Raw genomic sequence first — 12,913 nt, 5'->3', positions numbered from 1 at the left:
CTCAGAGTTGGTTTAATGAATGGCTGATTTAAATGTGATGCAGCTTAGCCCAATTCATTTCAAGTTCGGCGGCACGCATAGGTTTAGCGTAATACATACCTTGTAGGGTATCGACGCCCATAGCGACCAGCCTATCTCTGATCTCAAGGGTTTCGATCCCTTCGACTGTGACTTCATAACCTAATTTTTTAGCAATATTGATGCTGGCTTCGAGGATATATTCCGATGGTTTATCTTGCTCGAGATCCTTTAAAAAGGCTTTATCGATTTTGACTTCATTAACGGGTAGATGCTTCAAATAAGCCAATGAAGAATGACCGGTACCAAAATCATCAATCGCGAGCCTAACCCCTAACGCACGAATTTTATCTAAGGTTTCGACCGCCTTAGTTAAATCCGCCATTAAGGTACTTTCAGTAATTTCAATCATTAAGGATTCGGGTGGAAGTTTGTAATGCGCCAATCTCGCCGCAATTTCTTGGGGCAAGGTTTCACTGTCAAGATCCCGTGTTGATAGGTTGACTGCGACGCACAATTGTATCCCTGCCGCACGCCATTTTGCTTGCTGTGCTAAAACCTGATCGAGTGCCCATTGGCTCACTAAATCAATCATGCCGGCATATTCGGCTAAAGGGATAAACTCACCAGGAGAAATAACCCCAAGTTCGTCGTGTTCCCAGCGCATCAAGGCTTCAACCTGAAAACACCTTCCCGTCGCAATATCCTGTTTCGCTTGATACACCATATAGACTTGATTGCGTTGCAAACCTTTAGGCAAGCTATCGATAATTCTCAGTTCTCTTAACTGTTGAATATCATCATTCTCGGCATAGTAAGCAATCGCGCTACGAGAGTGACGGGCTTTCTTCAGCGCCAAATCGACGCGACGTAACATCTGGCTCGTGTCGGCGTGGTGTTCATGTAAATGCACACAACCGATTTGAAGTTTAACGCTGACAGGCGTGTTCTTAATGCTAAAAGGCACCTGCAAACGGCCTCTTAAATGAATGAGTTGCTCCTCAGTCAACGCTTGCTCGTAATATAGGCAGAACTCATCGCCATTGAGCCGTGCGATTAATCTTGGAGATAAACTTAAGCTGTTTAACCGTTCTGCAAATTGCTTTAGCAAGATATCGCCAAATACAAACCCAAAGAGATCATTTACATAGCGAAATCGATAAATATCAATCAGCACTAGCGTCCCTTGAGTCAGTGGCATCATAGAGGCCAGCGTACGTTTCAGGCCGACTCGGTTTACCAGTCCAGTCAGTTTATCCTTACCCACGCTTGCGGGTAAGGCCTTCAATAACTCATCTAAGGTATGGTACAGAGGCGCAAACTCTTGGGGAACGATGCTAAGGTCTAATGCTTGGCGTTCAATCTTTTGTTTTTCTAGCTGGAGACAAAGCTGTGCTAAGAATTTTTGCTGCGACCGTAGCGACCTATATTTTGCCTGCAATATATACAATGAAAATATCAATAAAATGAGCGAAGCAACGACTAACCCGATTTCGAACATACCTTGGCCTCTGCTTTACCGCGTAAGCTTATTATCAAATGGCACTGCAGTTGAGTGCCTAAGCGCCATTTGAGTTCCATTTAGGCCTAACGATTATTGGTAACTTTCTCTAATTGAATGGAATTTTTCCATAAATTCATCACTGGCTAAATCATCGGTTGTCACGGGTAAACCACGGGCAACAAATACACCAAGACGTTGTTCTAACTCTGTACCTGCCCGTAGCTCACCGGTATAGAAGGCCGCTGCACGGATAAAGTCGAGGTAAGTAACATGATCGGGCAGATAAGGTAAATCGGCCCAGCGCTCTACCACTTCCATCACTTCGGTAGAAAAATCCCAGCTCTTTAACACAGCACGGCCTAATGGTCCCTGCATTTTACGAACGAGCGCGCGCAATTGATCAATGCTGGTAAATAAATGTGGATTAGCCTCGGCTTCCGTCAATACAGGCAAGGCGCCAATGTTATGCACGAGTCCAGCTAAGGTTAAGGTGTCGAAATTTAATCGACTACTTGAATGACGTTTGTTATACATCTGCAACATGGAACAAGCGGCGGCGGTCACATCAATTGAGGTGCGCCATACTTCATCCATCACTTCCCACACCATTTCATTGGTGGAAATGAACAATTGCTCCATTGCCACTGACGTTGCAATGCTTTTAATTTGAATTAACCCAATGCGTGAAACCGCACTATTAATGCTTTCAGCGGGGACGCCTCGGCTGTATAAGGCACTATTGGCCACCTTAATAATACGGGCAGAAATCGCCGCATCTTGGCCGATCACTTCTGCCACTTGTTTAAGGCTAGCATCTGAGCGTCCGACCACTTCTTGCACCCGCATCGCCACTTCAGGCAACGTCGGTAGCACTAAGGCATCATCTTTTAGTTTTTTTAATAAACTGACTAACAGTAGATGTTCGGTAGACATCTTAGCTCCCATCAATCTGTAAACATGAACATTGGATAGTTGGAGTATATCAGCTGGCTGTCATTAGATACGTAGAAAAAGCAACGGACGTTAATAAATTGTATGATTGCGTTATCAATTTTGCCTTAATTATCGGCCGTAATCTTCTACAGTAATCATCATCAGAGCTGAAATGTTCCTCGCTGCTCGCTCACGCTAAACGCCCTATATTCGCAAAATGTGAAGTACCACTAAAGTTAGTGAAGGCAATTTGCATAACCCTACTTTCATTGTGTAAAATCCCGCCCCCGCGCACCGCGCCATTTATTCATCGATTAATTAACCAATTTGAGAGTGATTATGTTTAAACCTGAGTTGCTGTCTCCAGCTGGAACCCTGAAGAACATGCGCTACGCCTTTGCCTATGGCGCAGATGCTGTGTATGCCGGTCAGCCGAGATATAGCCTAAGGGTTCGTAACAATGACTTCAAAATGGAAAACCTTGCCACAGGCATACAAGAAGCCCATGCGTTGGGTAAAAAACTGTATGTTGTGAGCAACATAGCACCCCACAATGCCAAGCTAAAAACCTATATCAAGGACATGGAACCCGTAGTGACGATGAAGCCAGACGCGCTGATCATGTCCGATCCGGGTTTAATCATGATGGTGCGTGAAGCCTTTCCCGATCAGGTAGTGCATTTATCGGTACAAGCCAATGCCATCAACTGGGCCTCGGTCAAGTTTTGGCAAACCCAAGGCATTAAACGTGTGATCCTGTCGCGCGAATTATCCTTAGATGAAATCGAAGAAATTCGTCAACGTTGCCCAGATATAGAACTCGAAGTATTTGTGCATGGCGCCCTGTGTATGGCGTATTCAGGCCGTTGTTTACTCTCGGGTTATATCAATAAACGCGATCCAAACCAAGGCACTTGTACTAATGCTTGTCGCTGGAAATACGACGTGCATGAAGCGCAGCAAAACGATAGCGGCGACATCATTGCTATGCCTAATGCAGTGCAAATCGAAACTCCGACGACGTTAGGTGCAGGTGCACCTACAGATCAAATATTCCTGCTGCAGGAAGCCAATCGTCCTGGCGAATACATGCCAGCCTTTGAAGATGAGCATGGTACTTATATCATGAACTCTAAGGACTTACGTGCGATTCAACACGTTGAGCGCCTAACAAAAATGGGCATAGACTCACTTAAAATTGAAGGCCGCACTAAGTCTTTTTATTATGTTGCCCGCACCGCACAGTTGTATCGCCGCGCGATTGAAGATGCGTCATCGGGTAAAGATTTCGACCGCAGCCTAATGAATCAATTAGAGGGACTCGCCCACCGTGGTTATACCGAAGGCTTTTTGCGTCGTCATGTGCATGATGAATATCAAAATTATGACTATGGCTACTCAGTCAGTGACACCCAACAATTTGTGGGTGAACTGACGGGCAAACGCAACCTGGCGGGATTGGCAGAAATCGAAGTGAAGAACAAGTTTTCCGTTGGCGACAGTGTCGAGCTGATGACGCCGCAGGGTAATATCAGTCTAACGATCGAACAACTCGAGAATCGCAAGTCAGAAGCGGTTGAAGCGGGCTTAGGTTCGGGGCACACTGTGTATCTGCCCGTGCCAAAAGAAGTCGATTTGAGCCACGGTATTTTGCTGCGTAACCTGCCTCAGGGCCAGGACACTCGCAACCCACATGAACTAGGTTAAGGTCATGGCATTACTGATCGACGATAGCTGCATCAACTGCGACATGTGTGAGCCTGAGTGTCCTAATCAGGCGATCACTATGGGCGAGGAGATCTATGAGATCGATCCCGACCGCTGCACCGAATGCGTGGGGCATTACGACAAACCCACTTGCGTGTCTGTCTGCCCTATTGATTGCATCGACCCAGATCCAAACCGCGTCGAGTCCAACGACGAGCTGTTAGTGAAATTTGCCGTGCTAACGCAAAAAGCTTAATCACTTCGCCAGACCGAGTGGTTACCTAACCTCTCGGTCAAATCTACCTCATCCCCGCCTAAAACAATGCAACAGACATGCATATAAACAGTATGCAAAACCATTTAAGCGCATAAATCCGAGCATTCATTCCTGGTTTACTAAAAACACTACTTTAGACTGACTTTGATTTAGTTCTGCCTGTCAAAAAACTAACAGACGATATTTATCCCTTCTTCGCAATTTATAGTTCAAGACATAATGTCGCTTGATAAATCACCATTTTTACAAAAGTTGTTACTTTAATAGACTGAGAGTTATTATTTTGACGCTTATTTGTGCAACTAAAAAAATCATTCCAGTAAAAACTCACTCAGGCCCCAATTGTAAATCAAGTGTTACATTTTAATTTTATGAATGAGCTAAGCCTTAAGCATTAAACTGGGCAGGTTGAAAATACCTTCTACATTGGATTATGTCTCGAAGTCCGTGGAGACATAAAAAGAAAATGGAGTTCAACATGCATAAGAAACATTTAATAGCAGTCGCGGTCGCAACTGGACTTGCTTACTTCCCTGTTAACGCTAATGAATACCAAGCCACTATGGTCAATGTGCCGCAATCTAAAGCCATCAAAGATACTTACATCGTTGTATTCAATACCCCAAGTGTTCTTAATCTCAGTAATAACAATGCGATATCTGAGTTTGCTACTCAGCAGGCCGAGAGTTTAGTGAATCAATATGATGTCAGAGTGATGAGAAGCTTTGGCAGCGCCCTCAATGGCGTATTAGTCAATGCAAGCCCCCAACAGATTAAAGCCTTGCGTAGCGATCCTAAGGTGAAATACATAGAACAAGATCAAGTGATGTCAGTAACGCCCATGATGGAAGCCAATGCAGACCAACCGAGTCCGACCTGGGGCATAGACAGAATCGATCAACGCAACTTGCCATTGGATAGCAACTATCACACGGATTACGATGGCTCAGGTGTGACCGCCTTTGTTATCGATACTGGCGTGCTAAATACCCACAATGAGTTCGGCGGCCGCGCAAGCAGTGGCTATGACTTTATCGATAATGATTACGACGCGACTGACTGTAACGGTCATGGTACCCATGTGGCGGGGACGATTGGCGGCTCAACCTACGGTGTCGCGAAAAACGTCAATGTGGTGGGTGTCAGAGTGCTTAACTGTTCAGGTTCTGGCAGTAACTCTGGCGTGATTGCAGGGATAAACTGGGTGAAAAACAATGCTTCTGGCCCCGCTGTCGCGAACATGAGTTTAGGGGGCGGCGCCTCCCAAGCCACAGATGATGCCGTCAATGCCGCTGTTGCCGCAGGGATCACCTTCGTCGTCGCAGCCGGCAATGACAATAGTAATGCCTGTAACTATTCACCTGCTCGTGCCGCAGATGCCATCACTGTTGGTTCAACCACCAGTAACGATTCCCGCTCGAGTTTTTCTAACTACGGGACTTGTTTAGATATTTATGCGCCCGGTTCGAGCATCACTTCCTCTTGGTATACCTCAAATTCGGCGACCAATACCATTAGTGGCACCTCAATGGCTTCCCCCCATGTGGCAGGCGTAGCAGCATTATACTTAGATGAAAATCCTAACCTCTCACCCGCACAGGTGACGAACTTACTCGCGACGCGCGCCACTTCGGGCAAAGTCACAGATGCTAAGACAGGCTCACCGAATAAGTTACTGTTTTCACTTGCAAGCGATGATGGTGGCTGTGGTAATAATTGCCCCGTTGACGAAACTCCGCTGCAAAATAATCTGGGTATCGCGATCAGTGGAGCCACAGGTTCAGCAACTTATTACTACATTGATGTCCCCGCAAATGCGGCCAGTTTAGGCATCAACCTCGCGGGGGGCTCTGGCGATGCGGATATTTATGTCAGCCAAGGGCAAAAACCGACGACAACCAGCTATCAATGCCGCCCATATCAAAATGGTAACAATGAGAGCTGTAATTTTACCGCGCCTGCGGCGGGTCGTTGGTATGTGATGGTCCAAGGCTATAACAATTATGCTAACGCCCAGCTTACCGCCAGCTATAACCTTAATGGCGGCGGAAATTGTACCGATGCGAACTGCTTAACCAATGGCGTACCTGTCACGAATTTGAGCGGAGCAACGGCAACTGAAGCCCTGTATAAAATCGTCGTCCCTGCCAATAGCCAGCTGAATATTGCCACCAGTGGCGGCACTGGCGACGTGGATCTGTATGTCAAAGCAGGGACTATCCCAACGACCACCAGCTATGATTGTCGCCCCTATAAAAATGGTAACAATGAAAGCTGTTCGATTACCGTGACTCAAGCGGGAACTTACCATGTGATGTTACGTGGTTATGCTAATTACTCGGGCGTTCAACTGAGTGCAAGCTACTAGCGAGTGAATCGGTTCAGTGAGTTTTGAATCAAACTCAAGCCCACTAAGGTAACAACTGAGTGGGCTTTTTAGTGGTTTATTCAGAAGGCTATCTCGCCAAGTAGCATTAATAGCTTGATTAATAACTTGGAGACTTAGCGAGAATAACCGTTGGTTTTGCTTCGAGTTGCAAACGCTCGATCACAGCGGCGAGCTTTTCAACGCTAAGGCGAATTGGGGTCGGCATACTGGCAAATTCGATGCTGAGCAGCAGGTTTTTCACTTCGAGCCCTAATTCTGTATCGCCTTCAATACTCAACTTACGCTGGAAGAATAGCGTATCAGGATCTTCCTTTGCTGCTGCCACTAACACCAGTTCAGCCGAGTTGGCACTAAAGCTCACCTGCGCATCGGTTAACTCTCTGACTTGCCACTTGCCATTAAAACTCACCTCAAAGGCCAGATTTAAATCATCCACTCGGATCGCAACCCATTTATCACTCAAAAATCCGAGTTCATCGTCTGCTGCTTGCTCAGCGAGTAACAGCCCAAGTAATTGGGTGATCACTTTCGCTTTGAGGCTAAAGGGCATTTTAGCAAGGGGAAAGCCAATGGCTTTTGGAGTGAATTCTAAAAGTTGCTGAGCGATTTTTGCGGAAAAAACAGCGGACATGGCGTAAACCCTACAAGAATAAAACATATATATCCCAGTTTATCGGGATTTTATGATCTTAAACCTGTTTTAAATCAATTCATCGCCATTCAATCTTACCTACACTCAGCGGCTATCATTTTATCGGGAGCATCACTATGGAGCTGTTGTGTCCAGCAGGAAATCTGGCCTCGCTAAAGTCGGCATTACATGCCGGAGCCGACGCTGTGTATCTAGGACTAAAAGACGACACCAACGCGCGCTCGTTTGCAGGATTAAACTTTACCCCCGCAAAGTTGCAAGAAGCCACTGAGCTGACGCAAAAGCACGGCAAGAAAATTTTTTTGACCTTAAATACCTTTCCAAAACCCGGTGAAGAGCACCGCTGGTATCAGGCCATCGATCTCGCCGCTAAGCTGGGAATAGATGCGTTGATTGTCGCCGATCTTTCTTTGCTCAATTATGCCCATCAACATTACCCACACTTGCCGCTGCATTTGTCGGTACAGGCCAGTGCGACCAATCTGGGCGCGCTCAGCTTTTATAAAGAAACTTTTAACATCGCCCGAGTCGTGTTGCCGCGGGTATTATCGATGAAACAAGTGCGTGACCTTGCCAAGGTCAGCCCAGTGGATTTAGAAGTGTTCGCCTTCGGCAGTCTATGCATCATGGCAGAAGGCCGTTGCCAGCTGTCGTCCTATGTGACGGGTCAATCGCCCAACACCGGCGGCTCTTGTTCACCAGCAAAACACGTGCGCTGGCAGGAAGAAGGACAGAACCGATTAACGCTGCTCAACGATGTGTTGATTGATAAGTCGGCCCTTGATGAACAGATGGGTTATCCCGTGGTATGTAAAGGCCGTTACATCACGGAAGATCAAGATTCGCCGCAGTATTTACTCGAATCACCGACCAGTTTAAATACTTTAAGCCTACTGCCCGAACTCGCCAAGGCAGGCATAGTGTCGTTGAAAATCGAAGGCCGCCAACGCAGCCCAGCCTATGTTGAGCAAGTCACGAGAGTTTGGCGTCAAGCCATAGACACCTATCTGGATAACCCAGAACTGTACTCAACAAGCCAAAACCAACCCCATTGGGAACAAGCCCTTGCAAAAGTTTCCGAGGGTCAAATCACTACACTTGGCGCCTACGAGCGTGATTGGCAATAAAAGGTTAATGAACAGAGCGCCAGATTAACAAAGGACAAGTTATGCATATTTCCCTAGGCCCGCTGTTGTATTGCTGGCAAAAACAACAGGTCACTGATTTTTATCAGCAAGTCGCCGCCAGTCAAATCCCCTTAGTGTATTTAGGTGAGGCCGTCTGCAGTCGCAGGCGCGAACTTAAATGGGGAGATTATCTAGAGCTGGCGCAAATGCTCAAGCAGGCCGGTAAAAAAGTCGTGATTTCAACGCTGGCATTAATCGAAGCGCCATCGGAATACACTGAGCTAAAACGCCAAGTCGATAACGGCGAATTTATGGTCGAAGCGAACGATATGGCAGCTGTCTATCTCGCCAACGAGCACAAGCTGCCCTTTGTCTGCGGCGCGAGTATCAATAACTACAATCGCGCCAGTTTAGACATTTTGCAGCGATTTGGGATGCAAAGGTTTGTGATGCCAGTGGAACTCTCAAAGGCTTGGCTTAGCCAAGTGATCCAACAAAAGCCGTCATTTGAAGTGGAAGTGCTCGGCCACGGCTATTTACCCCTCGCCCATTCGGCGCGCTGCTTTACCGCTAGGCACAAACAGCTCACCAAAGATCATTGTGAAACAGTGTGCCGTGAATACAGCAAAGGGCTACTCGCGCAAACCCAAGAGCTGCAGCCTTTGCTCAGGCTCAATGGGATCCAAACTCAATCCGCCAGTTGTTTAGATTTACGCAGTGAAATAACGACAATGGCAAAGATGGGGATCGATGTGTTTCGGGTATCACCCAGTAGTTTTGACTGCATCACCACAGCCAATGCCTTGGTCGATGCAATTAACACGCCTGAAAATGCTCAACATTTTGCGATTAGCAGCGATGTGAACCTAGAGACAACCCAGTGTAACGGCTATTGGTTTGGAGAAGCAGGCCTTGCTGTGCATGCCAATCCCTAGCACGACTCAGAGCCTTAGCCAGAGTCTGAGTCAGAAGATGAGACTGAGCTAGAAACTGAGCTTGGGCCTAAACATGAGCCAGAGCTTAATCTAAGTGAGAATCGGAGCGGGAAACATAATCTAGATTTAAGCCAACGTCGACGTTAACTTAAGGAATGAATTTAACCAGTACTATTTCGATCTTGGCTGGTTCGCTCTTGGTTGGAGTGTAACTGACTGAAAAACAGCACAGTGGTCCAGCACAATAGACTGCCCAGCCCTATCCATTCCAGTAGGGCTGGCCACCACAAACTAGGACGCGGTAGCTGCAATACCATCTCCTGATAAAACGGCCTATCCCCTTCGGTCAAACCTAAATCCAATTGCGGCGCATACAGAAACGTCATCATGCTGCACAGCACAATGAGGGCTAACAACCCAGTCCAGCGACCAAAATGAGACTTGCCGAAAAAAACTAAAGCTAAGTAGAAAATCGCACTTAAGCTTCCCAGATAGAAAAACCATTTCAGCCCTAAAACGTGCAAGTGATACACGTTCACCGGAAATAATCCCACGCTCGCTAAAGCTAAAAAAGTGCATGCCAGACTGATAAAGAAGGGATATCCCCAAAAAGATGTCACCTGTTGTAACGAAGACAAACAATAAAAGACGAGACTTAAGCTGCCAAAAAACAATCCCCCGTTGAGGATCACAGCAAAAGACGAATGGCCATAAGTCCCCAATTCGCTTAGGGTATGATTTAAAAAATTAAAGCGATGGGATTCGGCGTCGTCAAATCCTAAAACAGTCATCACAATACCGATTAAAAGCCCAAAGATCCCCAGAAAACCAAACTTAATGGCCAGTGTCGAGCCGCCTTTAATCTTAACCTTCTCTACTTTTGCAGTCATGAATACTTGAGTTGGATAGGAATGATACTAACTTACATGGAAATGAGAAGATTTAAAGCGGCGGGTATCCGCTTTATGAATAATATTTTTACTTTCATCGTTATTAGCGACTTTTTAGTCAACCTCCAAAACATCAAGATGCTGAGGAAGATCACTATTATCTCTAAGCAGATTTAACTACCTGTCGCATAAAAATGTACCGAGCAGCAAAATACACTGAACATAAGCGTGGCATTCTTAAACAGTGCTTACCCACGCTATATAGAAAGTGTTATCTGGACAGTCCGCTTAAATCGCACAAAAAACCAACCAAGAGGGCTGTAAGGCTAAAGTTGCTGATGTTTTTTTGTGCAAAAATAACATTTCAATCGTTTTAACTACATCATCATACAAGCGATTAACCCCTCAGAAACAACAATCCATAACACCATGTTTGTAATAATTTTTTATGTGAAACCATCCAGAAGTATCGACCTAATATCACCGACAACTTAAGTAAAATAACTATGCTGTTTTGCTGCTTATATCAAACTAACTAGCGAATCGTTTTACATAGACAAGCTAAGCGAGTAATCTTCCCCATTCTCGTTTTTGAGTTGAATTTAAATGCACCTTAATTAGCGTCAACAGCGCGTTATGTGCGGCTATTAATTCAAATTTACCATGTACGACTCGTACTTTAAGGTGTACAAAATTGACTACTGAAAATAAAAATCGAAACATTAAGACGATACTCACCTTTATCGTCCCTTCGCTGATCGGTCTGTTGTTATTTATGACCCCTATCAGCTACAACGATGCGATCACTATTCCAATCGCGATTATCTCTAAAGCACTGCAAGGCGCATTGAGCGGCGTGTTAACCCTCATAGTGATGATGATTATCGTGGCTACGGCGCTGGCCTCTTCGCTGTCAAAAGCATTTAAGCCTAAGTTTGTGGCCCAGAATCACTTCCTTAATGCCTTATTAAATGTCAGTCCTTTATGGTTGATCACGCGGATCGTAGGTGCGGTGTTTGTTGTGCTGACCTATTTAGGCTTAGGCCCAGAGGCCATTAACTCCTCAAGCACAGGTGCATTAGTCTTAAACGACTTACTGCCCGTGTTGTTCTCCGTCTTTATCTTTGCGGGTATGTTGTTGCCGCTGCTGCTGAACTTCGGTCTACTCGAACTCTTTGGCACACTGCTAACCAAAATCATGCGCCCCGTGTTCAATCTACCGGGTCGCAGTGCAATTGATTGTATGGCCTCATGGTTAGGTGATGGCAGTGTGGGTATTTTGCTGACCAGCAAACAATACGAAGCACGTTTTTATACCCAAAGAGAAGCGGCGGTTATCGGCACCACATTCTCGGCAGTATCGATTACCTTCAGCCTAGTGGTGATCTCACAGGTTAAGTTAGAGCACATGTTTGTGCCCTTCTATTTGACTGTGTGTCTCGCTGGTTTTGCGGCGGCTGTGATTGTGCCTAAGTTGCCACCGCTATCGTGGAAGAAAGACAACTACATAGACGATACTCCACGCATGCCAGATGATGAGCTGATCCCCGCGGGTCACAACGCTTTCTCTTGGGGTTTTGATAAAGCCTTAGAAAAAGCCGCCAGTGCCGGTGGCATCAAAGCCGTTTTGAATGAAGGCGTTAAAAACGTTGTCGATATGGTGTTTGGCATTATCCCTGTGGTAATGGCAATTGGTACGCTGGCGCTGATTATTGCCGAGCACACGCCTATCTTTAACTATCTGGGTATGCCGTTTATTCCATTACTCGAATTGCTGCATATTCCAGAAGCCACTGAAGCCTCTAAAACGATTGTGGTGGGTTTTGCGGATATGTTTATTCCGTCCATTCTGGCGAGCTCAATTGAATCGGATATGACTCGCTTTGTAATTGCTGCCTTGTCTGTGACTCAGTTGATCTACATGAGTGAAGTGGGCGCATTGCTTATCGGCAGTAAAATCCCCGTGAACTTTGTTGAGCTCTTCGTGGTGTTTATTCTACGTACCTTAGTGACTCTGCCAGTTATCGCAGGTGTGGCGCATTTACTGTTCTAAAAGCTAACGGCAACAATAGCTCAGCTAAAAGGGGAGTCAGGTTAACTGACTCCCCTTTTTTGTAGTAACTCATACACGAACTGACCGTTTTGATTATATCGTATGACTTAATCGTACAACCTCCACTCGACACCACACAACTCACTTTTGGACAGAAGTACTTTAAGAATTTCTGGATAGCACTGCTGAAGGATCAAACTTGGTCATTTAATTCTTTAAGTGCTGGCTTATGATGAGCCATGGCATTCGCTCACCGACACGCAGCAAGTCCGTATATGGACACCTCGAATAGATCAACCACTTTTTGAGTAACAGAAAGTAATACTGCGTACGTATATCCGACCTGTTTGTGAGAATCTTTGTTCTCTGGCCTTAATGAGAACCGCGCCTTTGCTGCTTATCGTCCTTTCGGAGTCATATGCTCCTTG

10 protein-coding genes are annotated in these 12,913 nt (G+C 45.9%); 6 read left to right on the top strand and 4 right to left on the bottom strand.

Going from position 1 to position 12,913, the window contains the following annotated elements:
- Nucleotides 1–28: 28 nt before the first annotated feature.
- Nucleotides 29–1,519 (bottom strand): bifunctional diguanylate cyclase/phosphodiesterase, encoded by a 1,491-nt coding sequence (locus Q4Q52_RS17665; protein ID WP_311991223.1) that lies wholly within the window; start codon nucleotides 1,517–1,519, stop codon nucleotides 29–31.
- A 93-nt stretch (nucleotides 1,520–1,612) separates the two neighbouring features.
- Entirely contained in the window at nucleotides 1,613–2,455 is an 843-nt protein-coding gene (locus Q4Q52_RS17660) for an HDOD domain-containing protein (RefSeq protein ID WP_106651274.1), read from the bottom strand.
- A 339-nt stretch (nucleotides 2,456–2,794) separates the two neighbouring features.
- Between Q4Q52_RS17660 and yegQ the strand changes: the two genes are divergently transcribed.
- The 3 genes from yegQ (at nucleotide 2,795) to Q4Q52_RS17645 (ending at nucleotide 6,807) form a co-directional block, all read left to right on the top strand.
- Entirely contained in the window at nucleotides 2,795–4,162 is a 1,368-nt protein-coding gene (gene yegQ, locus Q4Q52_RS17655; protein ID WP_311991222.1) for a tRNA 5-hydroxyuridine modification protein YegQ, read from the top strand.
- 4 nt (nucleotides 4,163–4,166) lie between these two features.
- Nucleotides 4,167–4,418, top strand: a complete 252-nt coding sequence (locus Q4Q52_RS17650) for a YfhL family 4Fe-4S dicluster ferredoxin (RefSeq protein WP_006082676.1) — start codon at nucleotides 4,167–4,169, stop codon at nucleotides 4,416–4,418.
- A 499-nt stretch (nucleotides 4,419–4,917) separates the two neighbouring features.
- On the top strand, nucleotides 4,918–6,807 hold the full coding sequence (locus tag Q4Q52_RS17645) for a S8 family peptidase (RefSeq protein ID WP_311991221.1): 1,890 nt from the start codon (nucleotides 4,918–4,920) through the stop codon (nucleotides 6,805–6,807).
- A 118-nt stretch (nucleotides 6,808–6,925) separates the two neighbouring features.
- Here the strand turns inward: Q4Q52_RS17645 and Q4Q52_RS17640 are convergent, their stop codons facing one another.
- A complete protein-coding gene (locus Q4Q52_RS17640; protein ID WP_311991220.1) occupies nucleotides 6,926–7,459 on the bottom strand; it encodes an SCP2 sterol-binding domain-containing protein in 534 nt (177 codons plus the stop codon).
- 137 nt (nucleotides 7,460–7,596) lie between these two features.
- On the opposite strand from Q4Q52_RS17640, the gene Q4Q52_RS17635 reads away from it, so the two are divergent.
- Together Q4Q52_RS17635 and Q4Q52_RS17630 are read left to right on the top strand one after the other, a co-directional pair.
- Nucleotides 7,597–8,607 (top strand): peptidase U32 family protein, encoded by a 1,011-nt coding sequence (locus tag Q4Q52_RS17635; RefSeq protein WP_311991219.1) that lies wholly within the window; start codon nucleotides 7,597–7,599, stop codon nucleotides 8,605–8,607.
- 41 nt (nucleotides 8,608–8,648) lie between these two features.
- Nucleotides 8,649–9,542, top strand: a complete 894-nt coding sequence (locus Q4Q52_RS17630; protein WP_311991218.1) for a U32 family peptidase — start codon at nucleotides 8,649–8,651, stop codon at nucleotides 9,540–9,542.
- Nucleotides 9,543–9,703: 161 nt separating this feature from the next.
- Here Q4Q52_RS17630 and Q4Q52_RS17625 read toward each other — a convergent pair whose 3' ends face one another.
- A complete protein-coding gene (locus Q4Q52_RS17625; RefSeq protein ID WP_311991217.1) occupies nucleotides 9,704–10,432 on the bottom strand; it encodes a hypothetical protein in 729 nt (242 codons plus the stop codon).
- Nucleotides 10,433–11,126: 694 nt separating this feature from the next.
- Between Q4Q52_RS17625 and Q4Q52_RS17620 the strand changes: the two genes are divergently transcribed.
- The gene (locus Q4Q52_RS17620) at nucleotides 11,127–12,485 is read left to right on the top strand and encodes a YjiH family protein (protein WP_311991216.1); all 1,359 of its coding nucleotides are present in this window, start codon (nucleotides 11,127–11,129) and stop codon (nucleotides 12,483–12,485) included.
- The last annotated feature ends 428 nt before the right edge of the window (nucleotides 12,486–12,913 follow it).

This window comes from Shewanella sp. SP1S2-4 (assembly GCF_031932075.1).
Lineage (GTDB): Bacteria > Pseudomonadota > Gammaproteobacteria > Enterobacterales > Shewanellaceae > Shewanella > Shewanella baltica.
This window is presented reverse-complemented; position numbering and strand designations above follow the sequence as displayed.

Coding starts and splice junctions, on each gene's coding strand:
- Q4Q52_RS17665 (WP_311991223.1), bottom strand. CDS start 1,519: ATGTTCGAAATCGGGTTAGTCGTTGCTTCGCTCATTTTATTGATATTT.
- Q4Q52_RS17660 (WP_106651274.1), bottom strand. CDS start 2,455: ATGTCTACCGAACATCTACTGTTAGTCAGTTTATTAAAAAAACTAAAA.
- yegQ (WP_311991222.1), top strand. CDS start 2,795: ATGTTTAAACCTGAGTTGCTGTCTCCAGCTGGAACCCTGAAGAACATG.
- Q4Q52_RS17650 (WP_006082676.1), top strand. CDS start 4,167: ATGGCATTACTGATCGACGATAGCTGCATCAACTGCGACATGTGTGAG.
- Q4Q52_RS17645 (WP_311991221.1), top strand. CDS start 4,918: ATGCATAAGAAACATTTAATAGCAGTCGCGGTCGCAACTGGACTTGCT.
- Q4Q52_RS17640 (WP_311991220.1), bottom strand. CDS start 7,459: ATGTCCGCTGTTTTTTCCGCAAAAATCGCTCAGCAACTTTTAGAATTC.
- Q4Q52_RS17635 (WP_311991219.1), top strand. CDS start 7,597: ATGGAGCTGTTGTGTCCAGCAGGAAATCTGGCCTCGCTAAAGTCGGCA.
- Q4Q52_RS17630 (WP_311991218.1), top strand. CDS start 8,649: ATGCATATTTCCCTAGGCCCGCTGTTGTATTGCTGGCAAAAACAACAG.
- Q4Q52_RS17625 (WP_311991217.1), bottom strand. CDS start 10,432: ATGACTGCAAAAGTAGAGAAGGTTAAGATTAAAGGCGGCTCGACACTG.